General features: G+C 74.2%; 13 protein-coding genes. 10 read left to right on the top strand and 3 right to left on the bottom strand.

What is annotated here, in order from left to right; translation table 11 throughout:
* From UK12_RS19295 to UK12_RS19285, 3 genes are all read left to right on the top strand, one after another.
* Entirely contained in the window at positions 1–900 is a 900-nt protein-coding gene (locus UK12_RS19295) for a carbohydrate ABC transporter permease (RefSeq protein WP_082119757.1), read from the top strand.
* A complete protein-coding gene (locus tag UK12_RS19290) occupies positions 900–2,186 on the top strand; it encodes a 6-phospho-beta-glucosidase (RefSeq protein ID WP_045304286.1) in 1,287 nt (428 codons plus the stop codon). The genes UK12_RS19295 and UK12_RS19290 overlap by 1 nt, the downstream gene beginning before the upstream one ends.
* Positions 2,187–2,265: 79 nt before the next feature.
* A complete protein-coding gene (locus tag UK12_RS19285; RefSeq protein ID WP_045304285.1) occupies positions 2,266–3,318 on the top strand; it encodes an N-acetylglucosamine kinase in 1,053 nt (350 codons plus the stop codon).
* Positions 3,319–3,428: 110 nt separating this feature from the next.
* On the opposite strand, the gene UK12_RS19280 is transcribed toward UK12_RS19285, so the two are convergent.
* The gene (locus UK12_RS19280; RefSeq protein ID WP_082119756.1) at positions 3,429–4,430 is read right to left on the bottom strand and encodes a GlxA family transcriptional regulator; all 1,002 of its coding nucleotides are present in this window, start codon (positions 4,428–4,430) and stop codon (positions 3,429–3,431) included.
* A gap of 71 nt (positions 4,431–4,501) precedes the next feature.
* On the opposite strand from UK12_RS19280, the gene UK12_RS19275 reads away from it, so the two are divergent.
* The gene (locus UK12_RS19275) at positions 4,502–5,101 is read left to right on the top strand and encodes a cysteine hydrolase family protein (protein ID WP_045304283.1); all 600 of its coding nucleotides are present in this window, start codon (positions 4,502–4,504) and stop codon (positions 5,099–5,101) included.
* Between the two features lie 66 nt (positions 5,102–5,167).
* Here the strand turns inward: UK12_RS19275 and UK12_RS19270 are convergent, their stop codons facing one another.
* Both UK12_RS19270 and UK12_RS19265 read right to left on the bottom strand, forming a co-directional pair.
* Positions 5,168–5,944, bottom strand: coding sequence for a GNAT family N-acetyltransferase (locus UK12_RS19270; RefSeq protein WP_045304282.1), 777 nt, complete (start codon positions 5,942–5,944; stop codon positions 5,168–5,170).
* 129 nt (positions 5,945–6,073) lie between these two features.
* Positions 6,074–6,649: a nucleosidase gene (locus UK12_RS19265; protein ID WP_197084993.1), complete on the bottom strand. Its 576-nt coding sequence runs from the start codon at positions 6,647–6,649 to the stop codon at positions 6,074–6,076.
* A gap of 431 nt (positions 6,650–7,080) precedes the next feature.
* Between UK12_RS19265 and UK12_RS19260 the strand changes: the two genes are divergently transcribed.
* The 6 genes from UK12_RS19260 to UK12_RS19235 form a co-directional block, all read left to right on the top strand.
* Positions 7,081–8,307, top strand: a complete 1,227-nt coding sequence (locus UK12_RS19260; protein ID WP_052681998.1) for a hypothetical protein — start codon at positions 7,081–7,083, stop codon at positions 8,305–8,307.
* A 40-nt stretch (positions 8,308–8,347) separates the two neighbouring features.
* A complete protein-coding gene (locus UK12_RS19255; protein ID WP_197084992.1) occupies positions 8,348–9,325 on the top strand; it encodes a glutamate ABC transporter substrate-binding protein in 978 nt (325 codons plus the stop codon).
* A gap of 112 nt (positions 9,326–9,437) precedes the next feature.
* On the top strand, positions 9,438–10,808 hold the full coding sequence (locus tag UK12_RS19250) for a hypothetical protein (RefSeq protein WP_197084991.1): 1,371 nt from the start codon (positions 9,438–9,440) through the stop codon (positions 10,806–10,808).
* 56 nt (positions 10,809–10,864) lie between these two features.
* On the top strand, positions 10,865–13,351 hold the full coding sequence (locus tag UK12_RS19245) for a serine/threonine-protein kinase (protein ID WP_231591291.1): 2,487 nt from the start codon (positions 10,865–10,867) through the stop codon (positions 13,349–13,351).
* Positions 13,352–13,356: 5 nt separating this feature from the next.
* Positions 13,357–14,496: a protein phosphatase 2C domain-containing protein gene (locus UK12_RS19240; RefSeq protein ID WP_063838286.1), complete on the top strand. Its 1,140-nt coding sequence runs from the start codon at positions 13,357–13,359 to the stop codon at positions 14,494–14,496.
* 131 nt (positions 14,497–14,627) lie between these two features.
* On the top strand, positions 14,628–15,107 hold a 480-nt coding region (locus tag UK12_RS19235; RefSeq protein ID WP_045304277.1), incomplete at its 3' end, for a VWA domain-containing protein.

Raw genomic sequence — 15,107 nt, 5'->3', positions numbered from 1 at the left:
ATGACCGTGACCACCATGACCCGGCCCACGACGGCCTCACCCTCCACCACCACCGCCGCCGCCGGGGCGGCCCGCCGCAGGGCCGTGCTGCACTGGGTGGCCGTCCACTCCGTGGCCGTCGCGGCAGCCCTGTTCTTCCTGCTGCCGTTCGTCTTCGTCTTCCTCACCTCGGTGATGTCGGACCGCCAGGCGCTCACCGGCGACCTGTGGCCGCACCAGTGGCAGTGGGGCAACTACCTGAAGGTCTGGCAGACCCCCGGCTTCCTCGGCTGGTGGCGCAACACCCTCCTCTACGCCGGCCTCGGCACCCTGCTGACCATCGTCTCCAGCCTCCCGGTGGCCTACGCGCTGGCCAAGTTCCGCTTCCGGGGCCGCAACCTGGCCCTGATGGCGGTGATCTCGATGATGATGCTGCCGCCGCAGGTCACCGTCATCCCGATGTACCTGTTCTGGGCCAAACAGCTCCATCTCACCGGCTCGCTCTGGCCGTTGATCATCCCGATGGCGTTCGGCGACGCCTTCTCCATCTTCCTGCTGCGGCAGTTCCTGCTGACCATCCCGAAGGAGTACGTGGAGGCCGCCAGGATCGACGGCTGCGGTGAACTCCGCACCCTGCTGCGGGTGATCCTGCCGATGGCCAGGCCGGCCGTCGCGGCGGTCGCGCTGTTCCAGTTCTTCTACTGCTGGAACGACTACTTCGGCCCGCAGATCTACGCCAGCGAGAACGAGGGGGCCTGGACGCTCAGTTACGGGCTGGAGTCCTTCAAGGGCGCCCACCACACCGACTGGAACCTCACCATGGCCGCCACGCTGCTCGTGATGGCACCGGTGATCGTGCTGTTCTTCTTCGCTCAGAAAGCCTTCATCGAAGGCGTGACACTGACAGGGGTCAAGGGCTGATGTCTCTCAAACTGGCCATCGTGGGCGGCGGTTCGACCTACACGCCGGAGCTGGTCGACGGCTTCGCCCGGCTCCGCGACACCCTGCCGGTCGCCGAGCTGGTGCTGGTCGACCCCGCCGCCGACCGGCTGGAGCTGATCGGCGGCCTGGCCCGCCGGCTCTTCGCCCGGCAGGGGCACGGCGCGACGGTGACCACGACCACCGACGTGACGGCCGGAGTCGCCGGGGCGGACGCCGTCCTGCTCCAGCTGCGGGTCGGCGGGCAGGCCGCCCGGAACGAGGACGAGACCTGGCCGCTGGAGTGCGGCTGCGTCGGCCAGGAGACCACCGGCGCGGGCGGTCTGGCGAAGGCGCTGCGGACCGTGCCCGTGGTCCTGGACATCGCCGAACAGGTCCGCCGCACCAACCCGGACGCCTGGATCGTCGACTTCACCAACCCGGTCGGCATCGTCACCCGCGCCCTGCAGAACGCCGGGCACAAGGCCGTCGGGCTCTGCAACGTCGCCATCGGCTTCCAGCGCAAGTTCGCCGCCCACCTCGGCGTCGCGCCCGAACTGATCCGGCTCGACCACGTCGGCCTCAACCACCTCACCTGGGAGCGCGGCGTCACCCTGCTGGACGCCCCGGGCGCGACCACCGGGCGCGAGGTGCTGCCCGAACTCCTGGACGGCTTCGGCGAGTCCATCGCCGAGGACCTGCGCCTGCCGCTCCCGGTGATCCGCCGCCTCGGCGTGGTGCCCTCGTACTACCTGCGCTACTTCTACCAGCACGACGCGGTGGTCGAGGAGCTCCGGGTCAAGGGCTCACGGGCGGCCGAAGTCGCCGAGATCGAACGGCAGTTGCTCCGGATGTACGCCGACCCGGCGCTGGACACCAAGCCCGAGCTGCTCGGCCGGCGCGGCGGCGCGTTCTACTCCGAGGCCGCCGTCCAGCTGATCGGCGCCCTGCTCGGCACCGGCGGCGGCACCGACGTCCAGGTGGTCAACACCCGCAACGACGGCGTCCTGCCCTTCCTCCCCGACGACGCGGTGATCGAGGTCCCCGCCGAGGTGGACGCCCAGGGCGTACGACCGCTGCCGCAGCGCCCCGTCGAACCGCTGTACGCGGGGCTGATCGCCTCCGTCACGGCGTACGAGCAGCTCGCCCTGGAAGCCGCTCTCAAGGGCGGCCGCCACCGGGTGTTCGACGCCCTGCTGGCCCACCCGCTGGTCGGCCAGCTGGACCTCGCCGACCGGCTGACCGACCGGCTGCTGGCCCACAACCGCACCCACCTGAGCTGGGCCTGAGCCGGTCCCGGCCGACACCGACTCCCCCCGGCCCGACCGGGCCGGGGGGACCTACCAGCGAGGACTGATGGACCGACCGATGGACCAGCAGCAGACTGCGCAACTCCACGGCGTGCTCGCCATCGACGCCGGCAACAGCAAGACCGACGTCGCCCTGGTCGGCGCCGACGGCACAGTGCTCGGAACGGCGCGGGGCGGCGGCTTCCAGCCGCAACTGGACGGCGCCGAGAAGGCCATCGCCGGGCTGGCCCCGCTGGTCGGGGCAGCAGCAGCCGAGGCGGGCCTCAGAGTCGCCGACGGGCCTCTCACCACCAGGGTCAGCGCCTGCCTGGCCAACGCCGACCTGCCCGTCGAGGAGCAGCAGCTCCAGGCCGCGCTCGCTGCTCAGCCGTGGGGGCTGAGCAGCGCCGTCGCCAACGACACCTTCGGGCTGCTGCGGGCCGGGACCGACGGGCCGCGCGGAGTCGCGGTGGTCTGCGGCGCCGGCATCAACTGCGTCGGACTGCTGCCCGACGGCCGCACCGCGCGCTTCCCGGCCCTCGGCCTGCTCACCGGCGACTGGGGCGGGGGCGGCGGGCTGGCCGCCGAGTCGATGTGGCACGCCGCCCGCGCCGAGGACGGGCGCGGGCCCGCCACCGCACTGGCCCCCGCCATCGCCGCCCACTTCGGGCTGCCCAGCGCGACCGCGGTCGCGGAGGCGATCCACCTCGGGCAGCTGGAACGGATCCGGCTGCACGAGCTCTCCCGGGTGCTGTTCGCGGTCGCGGAGACGGGGGATGCCATCGCGCTCGGCCTGATCGACCGCCAGGCCGCCGAGATCGCCGGGCTCGCGGTGGTCGCCCTCACCCGGCTGGAACTGCTGGGCGAGGCGACGCCGGTGGTGCTCGGCGGCGGGGTGCTGGCCGCCCGGCACCCGCTCCTGATCGACAACCTGACCGTCAGGCTGGCCGCCGCCGCCCCGCTGGCCGAGCCCCGGATCGTGGTCGCCCCGCCCGTCCTCGGCTCCGCCCTGCTCGGCCTCGACCACCTCGCCGCCACCGGCCTGGGCGGCGGCCCGGCAGCCCAGCGCCGCCTCCGCACCGCCTACGCCGCCCGGCAGCCGATCGCCGCCTGCGCCGCCGGCCTCGCCTGAGCGCCGCCTCGGGCGGTCGGGCACTCGGGTCTCGGGCGATCGGAAGAGCCCGCCCCGCGCCCCCGGGGGTATCCCGGTCGCCCCGAGCGTGCCTCGGGGCGACCGGGGGCTCAACCGGCGTCCCGCCCGCGGAAGGTACGGCGGTAGTCGCGGGGTGCGACACCGATCCGGCGGACGAAGGCGGGGCGGAGCGAGACCGCCGAGCCGAAACCGCAGCGGGTGGCGATCTCGTCCACCGGCAGGTCGGTCTCCTCCAGCAGGCGCTGGGCGGCCAGGACCCGCTGCTCCAGCAGCCAGCGCAGCGGCGGGATCCCGGTCGCGGCGGTGAAGTGCCGGGCGAAGGAGCGCTCGGACATGGTCGCCAGCTTCGCCAACCGTCCGACCGTCCACGGCACTCCGAGCGCACCGAGTACCGTGGCACGGACCGCCCCCAGCGGGTCGTCCGCCAGGGCGGCCCCGGGTACGGGCGAGGGGATGAACTGCGCCTGCCCGCCGGCCCGGAACGGCGCGGTGACCATCGCGCGGGCGATCGTCGCCGCCGCCTGCTGCCCGTGGGCCGAGCGGACCAGGTGCAGGCAGAGGTCGATCCCGGCGGCGACCCCGGCGGAGGTCCAGAGCTCGCCGTCACCGGTGAACAGCACCTCGGGATCCACCTCCACGGCGGGGTGGCGGCGGGCCAGTTCGGGGGCCAGCGCCCAGTGGGTGGTGGCGCGCCGGCCGTCCAGCAGGCCGGCCTCGGCGAGGACGAAGGCCCCGGCGCAGAGCGAGGCGATCGGCACGCCGCGCGCGTGCACGGCGCGCAGTGCGTCCAGGATCTCGGGGGCCCGCGCGGCGGCCGGATCCTCGACTCCGGGCACCAGTACCAGATCGCATCCGGCGAGCGCGGCGAGCCCGTGGTCGGGCAGCCGTTCCAGTCCACCGCCGAGCCGGACCCGTGCGCCCGCCGGCCCGCAGACCCGCAGGTCGAAGGCGGGCACGCCGGGCCGGCCGGCCCGGTTCGCCCAGACCTCGCCGATCACGGCGTAGTCGAAGGCCCGTACACCGTCGAAGAGCAGGCACCCCACCGTACGCATGGCGGGGACACCTGCGGCGGGACCGGCAGCAGTACTCATGGCGGAAATCTATCGATCACCGGCAGTCCCGCCACTCACCGCGGCTCCAGGCCCGGCCACAGGATGGAGCCATGACGAACACCGCAGCCTTCGACGCACCGCTCCACCTCGCCGACGACGCAGTCCTGATCGTGATCGACGTCCAGCAGGGCTTCGAGCGGTACGACCACTTCGGGCCCCGGGACAACCCCGCAGCCGAGCAGCGGATCGCCGAGCTGCTGGACCTCTGGCAGACCACCGGCCGCCCCGTCGTGGTGGCGCAGCACCAGTCGGCGGCCGGTCCGCTGGAGCCCGGTACCCCCGGCTACGAGCTCAAGCCCTTCGTGGCCGCCGCCAAGGCCGACCTCCACATCACCAAGACCGTCAACAGCACCTTCTACGGCACCCCCGACCTGCACGCCTGGCTCCAGGAGCGGGGCGCCACCCAGCTGGTGACGGTCGGCATCATGACCAACGCCTGCAACGAGACCACCGCGCGGATGGGCGGCAACCTCGGCTACGACGTGATCTTCCCGATCGACGCGATGCACACCTTCGACATGGCGGGCCCGGACGGCGAGTCGATCCCCGCCGCCGAACTCGCCCGTGCCACCGCTGCGGCGCTGCACACCATGCGGTTCGCCAAGGTGGTCACCACCGATGCCGTCCTGGCGGCGGGTGCGCTCGGGTAGCACGGCTGCGGTGCGGCGGCCGCCCCGGCCGGGCCGGGCGCTACGGCCGGTCGACCGGGCCAGGCGCTACGGCTGGTGGAGGTACGGCGTGGTGGTGCTCAGGGCCGCGAAGCCGAGCCGCCGGAGGATCGGGCTGCTCTGGTCGGAGGCGTCGACCTGGAGGTAGCGGTAGCCGCGCTCGGCGGCGATGTGGGCCCGATGGGCCACCATGGCCCGGTAGATGCCCCGGCCGCGCCACTCGGGGAGAGTCCCCCCGCCCCAGAGGCCGGCGAACGCGGTCCCGGGGTTGAACTCCAGCCGGGCGGCGCACACCGGCTGCTCACCGGCCATCGCCAGGACCACGGAGAGCGACTCCGGGTCCGTGGTCAGCCGGTCGAGCATCCGCTGCCGCAGCCGGGAGCCGTCCGTGCCGAAGACCTGCTCGTGGACGGCCGTCACCAGGTCGAGGCCGGCCTCGTCGGTCACCGGTACCAGCCGGACGCCGTCCGGCAGTCGGACCTCGACGGGCAGGTCCTCCACCCGGGCCACCAGCAGCGTCTCCGGGGGCTCGGGGACGAAGCCGGCCGCCCGGAGCCGGTCGCCCAGGTCGGCGGGACGGTCGTGGGAGTAGAGCTTCCACTCGAACTCCAGGCCCCGCGAGGTGAAGTGCCGTACCTGCGCCGCGATCGCCGCGTCGGCGGTGTCCTCGTCCAGGTCCGACCAGACCACGCCGTTCCACTCGTGCTCCGCGCCGACCTGCCGCACCACGCCGCCCACCCGCTCGACGACGCCCCCGGGGCTCTCGGCCGCCGCGTCCCGCCTCATCTGCTGGTCGAAGACCGCCAGCACCGCTTCACTGTCCATTGCCCCCGACTCCAGCAGCCGCCCGCCGGCACCGCAATCGGATTTCCCGACGGGCCGGGGCGGGGCCCGGAGGAACCGGTACGCCGCCCGCGCCCCGGGGGCCGGCCGGGTGCCCCCGGCTGGGGCAGGTCAGAGGAGCTCGGTGCGCACCCACTCGGCGAGGATCTTGGCGCAGCTGTCCACCGACTCCCGCCAGGTGCGGGCGGCGCCCTCGTTGGCCTCGTCGCTGACGTGCTTGATCAGCCGGATCGGGACGCCCGCCCGCTGGGCGACGGTGGCGAGTGCGTAACCCTCCATGTCGACCAGGTCGGCGCGCTCGGCCAGGCGGTCCCGGGCCTCGGGGTCGGAGACGAACAGGTCGCCGGTGGCCAGGGTCGGCCCGGCGGTCTCGCTGACGGTGATCGGTGCGCCGTAGACGCGGCCGCTGAGCGCCTTGAGGACCGGGGTGTCAATGTCGTGCTGGATCACCTGCGCCACCTGGTGGGTACCGGACCAGCCCGGACGGAGTGCGCCGGCGGTACCCAGGTTGACGATCTCGGCCGGAAGGTCGCCCCGGGCCAGCACGGTGGCCAGCGAGGCAGCCGCGTTGATCTTCCCCATGCCGGTGAGCAGCACAGGAAGGCTGTCGTCGAGGTAGACGGCCTCCTCCTGGACGGCGACGACGAGCAGCGGGCGGTCAGGGGTGATCGTTCCGAGCAGACGCATGCGGTCCATGGTAGGCGCCGCCACCGGGCGCCGACAGACACCGGCCGGAGCCGGGGAGCCGGGGTCCGTCGAAGCTCAAGAGCCGCGCAACTCGCGTGTGGCCGCCCGAAGCTGCGGCCATACTGCTTGGCAACGGGCGGGCTCCGGCGGACGGTGCGGCCCTTGGGGGGAGAGTGGGGCAGGTGGCAACACCGGCACAGGCGGGGGAAGTCGCACCGAGACCGACACCGGGACCGGCACCAGGACCGGGACCGGGATCAGCACCACCGGCACCGGAGTCACCAGCGCCGACTCCGCGACCGACACCGGCGACGACACCCGCACCCGCACCCGCACCGCCGACTCCCCGGCGTGGCCTGGCGCTGCTGCGGCGGACGACGGACACCGCGCCCGGCCGACTGCGCACGGCCGCCGTCCTGCTGACCGTCCTGGTGCTGGCCTTCGGCACGCTGGCGGCCTGGCAGGCGACCGGCCGGGCCCGTGCAGCGGACCAGGTGGTCTCGCACAGCCAGCCGCTCAGCCAGAACGCCGCCGAGATCTACCGCTCGCTCGCCGACGCCGACGCCACCGCCGCCTCCGCGTTCCTGCTCGCGGGCGACGCCCCGCAGGCCGTCCGCGACCGCTACCGCGCCGATCTCGACACCGCCGCCCGGCTGCTCGCCGAGGCCGCCGCCAGGACCGGCTCCTCCTCCGACGCCCAGCAGTGGGTCGCCACCCTCAACCGGCAACTCCCGCAGTACGCGGGCCTGGTGGAGACCGCGGGGGCGGACAACCGGCAGGGTCTGCCGCTCGGCGGAGCCTATCTGCGGTACGCCTCCAAGCAGATGCAGGAGTCCATGCTGCCCGCCGCGGAACGCCTCGCGGCGGTGGAGGCCGCGCAGTTGGACGGCGACTACGCGGACGCCGGCGCCTTCCCGTGGGCGGCACTCGTGCTGGGCGGGCTGACGCTGGCGGCGCTGATCCGGTGCCAGGTGCTGCTGCTGCGCCGGACCAACCGGGTGTTCAGCCCCGGTCTGCTCGGCGCCACCGCCGCCGTACTGGCCGCAGTGCTCTGGCTCGCGACCGGCAGTCTGTCCGCCCGGTCCGACCTGACGGACAGCCGGGAGCACGGCGCGGTCCCGCTGCGGACCCTCGACCAGGCCAGGATCGAGGCGCTCCAGTCGCACACCGCGGAGAACATGGACCTGGTCGCCCGGGGCGCCTCCGACACCTACGCCGCGCGCTGGGCCGCGCTCACCGGCGCGCTGGCCGGTCCGCTCGCCGGGGACGGCGGCAGCCGGACGGGCGGCGGCAACCTCGCGCTGGCCCGTGCAGGCGCGCCCGGCGAGGCGGACGCGGCCCTGGCCCGGGCACTGGACCTCTTCACCACCTGGGACGGCCGCCACCAGGCCGCCGCCAAGAGCAACGAACAGGGCGACTACGACGCCGCGCTGCGCACCACGGTCGGGGCTTCCGACGACTCCGCGGAGGGCGTCTTCACCGCACTCGACCAGCAGCTCGCGCGGGCCGCGACGGCCGAGCAGACGGCGTTCACACGGTCCGCGAAGGGCACCGACGGGGTGCTGGACGCCGTGGCGGCGGGTGCCGCGGTGCTGGCCGTCCTGGCGGCGGTCGGTGTGATCAGGGGCCTGGGCCGCCGACTGGCCGAGTACCGGTGAGGGGGAACCGACGATGCGCACGGCAACAACAGCACGGCAGGTGACGGACCGTACCGCGACCGGACGCACCGCGCCGCGACGTACGGCGACGGCGCGCGCTGCGCGGATGACGGGCGTCGCCGTGCTCGCGGCCTGGCTGATCGGCGCGGGCACCTCGGGTGCGGTCGGTCCGGCCACGGCGGCGCAGCCCAGGGCCGAGGCGGCCGCGCCGCAGTCAGCGCAGGATCTGGCGGGCGGCTGCGAGGACCGTACGGCGGCGCCGAGTCCGAACGAGAGCGGGCCCAAGGTCCGGCAGATCAAGCAGCGCGGCACACTGATCGTCGGGGTGGACCAGAACAGCTACCACTGGGGCTACCGGAACCCGCAGACCGGCCGGATCGAGGGCTTCGACATCGACCTCGCCAGGGCGGTGGCCAAGGCGATCCTCGGCGACCCGGACAAGGTGACCTTCCGGACCGTCCCGACGGCCAAGCGTATTGAAGCCATCAAGACCGGCCAGGTCGATCTGATCGCCCGTACCATGACGATCACCTGCGAGCGGTGGCAGGACGTCGCCTTCTCGGCCCCGTACTTCGCCTCCGGCCAACGGCTGGTGGTCCCCAGGGCGGCGAAGGTCACCAACCTTGAGCAGGGGCTCAAGGGCAAGCGCGCCTGCGTGGCCGACCAGTCGTCCTCGCAGGCGCTGCTCAAGCAGAACCCTTACGGCACTGCCGACGTCAAGGTGGTGGAGAACCAACTCGACTGCCTGGTGCTGATGCAGCTCGGCCAGGTGGACGCCACGCTGACCGACACGGCGCTCGCGGCCGCCCAGGCCGCGCAGGACCCGACGGTCGAACAGGCCGGCGGGCAGATCGCGTTCGCCCACATGGGCATCGCGATGAAGAAGGAGGACACCGACCTGGTGGCGCGGGTGAACCAGGTGCTGGTGGACTACCGGGCGAACGGCGGCTGGCGGGCGAGCTACGACCACTGGCTGGCCGCGAGCATGGGTGCCGACCCGGCGGACTACCTCAGGTGACGGATCCGCGATAGTGGCAGGCTCCGGGCCATCGCAGGCCCGGAGCAGTGACAGGACCGGAACCGTGACCGGACCCGGGACACGACCGTACGGACAGAGGAAGGACGGAGCGTTGGCAGGATCTGCTGGCCCGGTGATGAACCGGGAGGAGGTGGACCGCGCACTGGCGCGGCTCGGCGCGGAGCGCGATGCCGTGGAGGCGGCGCTGCTGGCCCTGCAGGACCACCCCGGCCGCCGGCTGCTGGAGGGCGCCGCGCTGAGCGGCCGGACCGAGGAGCGCTGGTCCGTCGCCGCGCAGGGCCTGACGCTGCTCTGGGCGCTGTTCGACCGCTACTCGGAGGCGCTGGCCTCCGCCCGGGCGGTCCGCTCCCGCCGCAACCGTCCGGGCAGCGCCGAACTGGCCGAGCTGAGCGAACTGCTCGGCGGCGCGGCCGTGACCGTCTCCGGCGGCCAACTGCCGGACGTGGCGGGCCCCGGACCGGCCCGGCTGGTGGAACGGGTCAGCCTGGACGTGCTGATGGAGCGGATGAACGCCTGGTACGCCACCGTGCTGGAGGTGGTGAACGCCGCCGACGCGGTCTGGTCCGCGCTGCCCGCCCGGATAGACCTGCTGCTGGCCGAGCTCGGCCGGGTGCAGATGCTCGCCGTCTCGGTCGGCGTCCGGCCCGGCGCGCACCCGCTCGGCGACGACCTGACCCTGCTCAGCGGGGAGCTGACGGCGCTGCGGGCCGAGGTCCTGGCCGACCCGCTGGCGCTCTGGCGCCCGGTCCGGGTGCCCGCGCAGCGCGGCAGCGACACCCCCACCGGCGCGGGCCCGTTCGCGCCGGCCTCGGGTGTGGTGGACACCGAGCGCTTCGACCGCGCCGGACGCGGCCTGGACGAGATCCGGGTCGAACTGGAGGGCCTGCTCCGGCTGCGCGACGAGGCCCACGAGCGGCTCCAGCAGGTCGGCGACCTGCTGCAACGGGCCGACGCCACGCTGGCGGAGGCCCGGCGCGCCCGGGGCGAGGTGCTGGCGAAGATCGCCGCGACCGAGGTCCCGGCCGTCCCCGGGCCCGCCTCGGCGCTGCGCGAACGGATCGTCCAGGCGGTGGAGTTCCAGCAGTCCGGCCAGTGGCACCGGCTGGCATCGCTGCTGGACACGCTGGAGGACGCCGCCGCCAAGGAGCTCGCCCGGGCCCGGCAGTCGCTCACCGAGGTGGCCCAACCGCTCGCCCTCCGGGCCGAGTTGCGCGGACGGCTGGAGGCGTACAAGGCGATGGCCGCCCGGCTCGGCGTGGCCGAGGACCCAGTGGTCGTCGAGCGCTTCGAGAAGGCCCGCTGGCTGCTGTGGAGCGCACCGTGCGACCTGCGGGCGGCGGCGGAGGCGGTGAGCCGCTTCCAGCAGGCACTGCGGCCGGTGCGGCCGGAGGCTGCGCAGCCGGCCGGGGAGTCGGCGGTTGGCGGATCGGCGACCGGGTACCAGGACGAGCGGGGGGCTTGAGAATCATGGGTGAGGCGGGCGAGGCGTGCGCACGGCCGGATTGCTCCGGTTCGGGCGTGATCGATGCCGACGGCTACTGCGACGAGTGCGGGCTGGCCCCGGCGGCGGCCGCGCCGAACGGCCGGACCGGGCAGGCCGCGCAGAGCGGGCAGACGGGCCCCGGCGGCACCTCCGGCCCCGGCAACCGGTGCACCAGGGGCGACTGCGCCGGGACGATCGACGCGGACGGCTACTGCGACGAGTGCGGGCTGGCTCCGCTGGAGACGGGCGCCCGGACCCAGCCGTACCTGCCCTCGGCCCGCACCGGTTCGCCGGACTCCGCCCGCACCGGTTCGACCAGTACCGGTTCGGCCCGGTCGATGTCGGGCCGCTCCCGCTCGCACCGCTCCGCCCGTACCGGCAGCGGCCGTTCGCTCTCGGTGCGCAGCGGCAAGGGCGGCAGTGCGGGTACGGCGCGGCGCGGCAACCTGGGCGCCGGGCTGGTGACGGTGCCTCCGGTCCCCGGCCCCGACCCGGCCGCAGCCGTACTGACCGACCCCCAGGTGCCCGAGCGCAAGCGGTTCTGCAGCAAGTGCGACACCCCGGTGGGCCGGGAGAAGAACGGCCGTCCGGGCCGTCCCGAGGGCTTCTGCACCAAGTGCGGCACGCCGTACTCGTTCACGCCCAAGCTGGCGCGCGGCGATCTGGTCGGCGGCCAGTACGAGGTGCTCGGCTGTCTGGCGCACGGCGGCCTCGGCTGGATCTACCTGGCCGTGGACCGGCGGGTCAGCGACCGCTGGGTGGTGCTCAAGGGCCTGCTGGACACCGGCGACGAGGACGCCTTGGCGGTGGCGATCGCCGAACGCCGCTTCCTGGCCGAGGTGGACCACCCGAACATCGTCCGCATCATCAACTTCGTCGAGCACCCCGATCTGCGCTCCGGCTCGACCGACGGCTACATCGTGATGGAGTACGTCGGCGGCAAGTCGCTCAAGGACATCGCCAACGAGCGCCGCAGCCCCGACGGCCGCCGCGACCCGCTGCCGGTCGAACAGGCCATCGCGTACGCGCTCGAGGCGCTGCCCGCGCTGGGCCACCTGCACAGCCGGGGGCTGGTCTACTGCGACTTCAAGATCGACAACGTGATACAGGCCGAGGACTCACTCAAGATCATCGACATGGGTGCCGTCCGCCGCCTCGACGACGAGGGCCCGATCTACGGCACCGTCGGCTACCAGGCCCCGGAGATCGCCACCCACGGCCCCTCCCCCGCCTCCGACCTGTACACCGTGGCGCGCACCCTGGCCGTCCTGACCTTCGACTTCCAGGGCTACTCGACCGGCTACCGCTACGAACTGCCCGACCCCGAGCAGGTCCCGCTGTTCGCCACGTACGAGTCGTACTACCGCTTCCTGGTCCGGGCCACCGACCCCGACCCGGCCCGCCGGTTCGCCTCCGCCGAGGAGATGGCCGACCAGCTGACCGGCGTGCTGCGCGAGGTGCTGAGCCTGCAGGACGGGCGTCCGCGCCCCGCGCTCTCCACCCTGTTCGGACCGGAACTGCGCGTGGTGGACACCGAGTTGGCCACCGAGCCACTGGATGCGGCGGCCGCCGCACTGGCCCTGCCCGCCCCCCGCGTCGACCCCGCCGACCCCAACGCCGGCTTCCTCGCCACCCTGGTCGCCGGTTCGCCCGCCGAGGCCCTGGCCGCGCTGGCCACCGCGCCGAACCCCTCGGTCGAGCTGCTGCTGCGCGAACTCCGCGCCCACCTGGAGCTGCGGGACGGCCCCGCGGTGGACGCCGCGCTGCGCGCCCTGGAGGCCGACCACCCCGACGACTGGCGGGTCGTCTGGTACCGGGGGCTGGCCGCGCTGGTGATCCGGTCCTCCGGGTCCTCCGGGAGCACTGAGGCCGCCGGCGCCTCCGGGGCTGCCGCCCCGGCCCGGATCGCCGAGGCCGCCGAGGCCTTCGACGCCGTCTACGACGCCTTCCCCGGCGAGGCCGCGCCCAAGCTGGGCCTGGCCGTCTGCGCCGAACTGCTCGGCGCGGGCGAGGACGCGGCCGAATTCTACCGGCTGGTCGGCAGCACCGACCGGGCCTACGTCAGCGCCGCCTTCGGCCTGGCCCGGGTCCGGCTGGCCGCCGGGGACCGGCCGGGCGCGGTGCGCGCTCTGGAGGCGGTGCCCGAGGTGTCCACGCACTTCACCGCCGCCCGGATCGGCGCCGTCCGGGCCCGGCTGCGCGGCCGGGCCGCGGCGGAGCTGCTCGGACCGGACCTGGTCCAGTGCTCCGAGCAGCTGTCCGGGCTCGCCCTGGACGCCCGGCGGCGCGAGGAACTGGCGGTCGAGGTGCTGGACAGTGCGCTCGGCTGGGTGCTGGCCGGGCTGCCGGGCGAGGGCGGAAAGGCCGCCGTTCAGGTGCTCGGACATCCGGCCAGCGAGCGGGAACTACGGTTCGCTCTGGAACACTCCTACCGAGTGTTGGCCCGGTTGTCCGACCGGGCCGAGACCAGGATCGACATGGTGGAGCGGGCGAACCGGGCCCGCCCCCGGACGTGGGTGTGAGAGCGATGCCGCAGCAGACCGTGTGCCCGAGCTGTGCCGAGCCGCTGGAACCGGAGGACGTCTTCTGCGGCGCCTGCGGCCGAAGCCTGAACGAACCCGAACCCGAACCCGAGCCCGCCCCCGAGGCCAGTCCCGAGGCCGCTCCCAGGACCGAGGCCGCCGCGCCGCCGAGCTGCGTGCACTGCGGTTCGGCCGAGCTCACCGTCGAGGGGTACTGCGAGTCCTGCGGGGGCGTGCAGCCCCGGCCGCGCGACCACCAGGAGCGCTCCCTCGCGGGCGTCGCCGGGGTCACCGACCGCGGTCTGCGCCACCACCGCAACGAGGACGCGTTCACCGTGGCCGCCACGTCGCTGCCCGGCGGCGAGCCCGCCGTGGTCGCGGTGGTCTGCGACGGCGTCTCCTCCTCCGCCCGGCCCGACGAGGCGTCGGCGGCGGCCGTCGACGCCGCCTCGGAGTCCCTGCTGACCGCCCTGGAGCAGGGCGAGGAGCCCGAGGCCGCGATGCGCGGCGCCATCGAGGCGGCCGCGCACGCCGTCTCCGCGCTGGCGCAGGACGGACCGCTCACGCCCGGTGGCAGCCTCAACGCGCCGGCGTGCACCTATGTCAGCGCGATCTCGGCCGCCGGACGGATCACCATCGGCTGGGTCGGCGACACCCGGGCGTACTGGATCCCTGACGACCGGGTCTCCGCCGTCCCGTACCGGCTCACCGAGGACGACTCCTGGGCGGCCAGGGTGGTCGCCGCCGGGCTGATGGGCGAGGCCGAGGCGTACGCGGACCCTCGTGCGCACGCCATCACCGGCTGGCTCGGCGCGGACGCGGAGGAGCTCGAACCGCACACCGTCAGCTTCACCCCGCACGTCCCCGGTGTCCTGCTGGTCTGCACCGACGGCCTGTGGAACTACGCCGAGGCCGCCACCGACCTGGCCTTCTTCGTCCGCGCCGACGCCCGGACCGACCCGCTGGCGGCCGCCCAGGCGCTGGTGAGGTTCGCGGTCACGGCCGGCGGACACGACAACATCACCGTCGCCGTCCTGCCGATCGACCCGCCCGCCATCGAACCCGCCCCGACCCTGGTCGACTTCCAGCCCTTCCGGACGCTGCCGGACCAGCCCTCCCCCGCAGCCACCGGCACCGCCATCTGACCCACCGCCACTCCGGCACCGGCCCACCTCCCTCGCGCCCGGCCCACTCTCCCTCGACCCACTTCGCCCCCGGCCCACTCTCCCCCGGCTCACTCACCGCTCTACTCACTCACCGCTCGACAGGAGCAGCGATGGCCACTCTGTCCAAGTCGCACCCGAGTTTCAGCGTCGACATCTTCCAGAACGAGTACCTGGCGGACGGCGCTCGCGAGGTGAACGCGATCGTGACCGTCACCGCCACCGGCGGCGGCACCTCGGGCGGGCGGCTGTCCGCCGACAGCGCGCGGGCCGAGGCCGCGGTGGTCGTCATGGTCGACTGCTCGGGTTCGATGGACTACCCGCCGACGAAGATGCGCAACGCCCGTGAGGCCACCGCCGTCGCGATCGACGCGCTGCGGGACGGCGTCGCCTTCGCCGTGGTCGCGGGCACCCACAACGCCACCGAGGTCTACCCGGGCAACGGCAAGCTGGCCGTCGCCGACCACGCCACCCGCCAGCAGGCCAAGCAGGCCCTGCGCAAGCTCAACCCGGCCGGCGGCACCGCGATCGGGACCTGGCTGACCCTGGCCGACCAGCTCTTCGAGACCCGGTCCGACATCCCCATCCGGCAC

This window comes from Saccharothrix sp. ST-888, from assembly GCF_000955975.1.
Lineage (GTDB): Bacteria > Actinomycetota > Actinomycetes > Streptomycetales > Streptomycetaceae > Kitasatospora.
Note: the sequence above shows the minus strand (reverse complement) of the source record. Positions and strands in the feature narration are given on the sequence as shown.

What these genes read in the sequence shown, in the direction of transcription:
- UK12_RS19290 (WP_045304286.1), top strand. Translation starts at nt 900, where the DNA reads ATGTCTCTCAAACTGGCCATCGTGGGCGGCGGTTCGACCTACACGCCG.
- UK12_RS19270 (WP_045304282.1), bottom strand. Translation starts at nt 5,944, where the DNA reads ATGGACAGTGAAGCGGTGCTGGCGGTCTTCGACCAGCAGATGAGGCGG.
- UK12_RS19265 (WP_197084993.1), bottom strand. Translation starts at nt 6,649, where the DNA reads ATGCGTCTGCTCGGAACGATCACCCCTGACCGCCCGCTGCTCGTCGTC.
- UK12_RS19275 (WP_045304283.1), top strand. Translation starts at nt 4,502, where the DNA reads ATGACGAACACCGCAGCCTTCGACGCACCGCTCCACCTCGCCGACGAC.
- UK12_RS19295 (WP_082119757.1), top strand. Translation starts at nt 1, where the DNA reads ATGACCGTGACCACCATGACCCGGCCCACGACGGCCTCACCCTCCACC.
- UK12_RS19280 (WP_082119756.1), bottom strand. Translation starts at nt 4,430, where the DNA reads ATGAGTACTGCTGCCGGTCCCGCCGCAGGTGTCCCCGCCATGCGTACG.
- UK12_RS19240 (WP_063838286.1), top strand. Translation starts at nt 13,357, where the DNA reads ATGCCGCAGCAGACCGTGTGCCCGAGCTGTGCCGAGCCGCTGGAACCG.
- UK12_RS19285 (WP_045304285.1), top strand. Translation starts at nt 2,266, where the DNA reads ATGGACCAGCAGCAGACTGCGCAACTCCACGGCGTGCTCGCCATCGAC.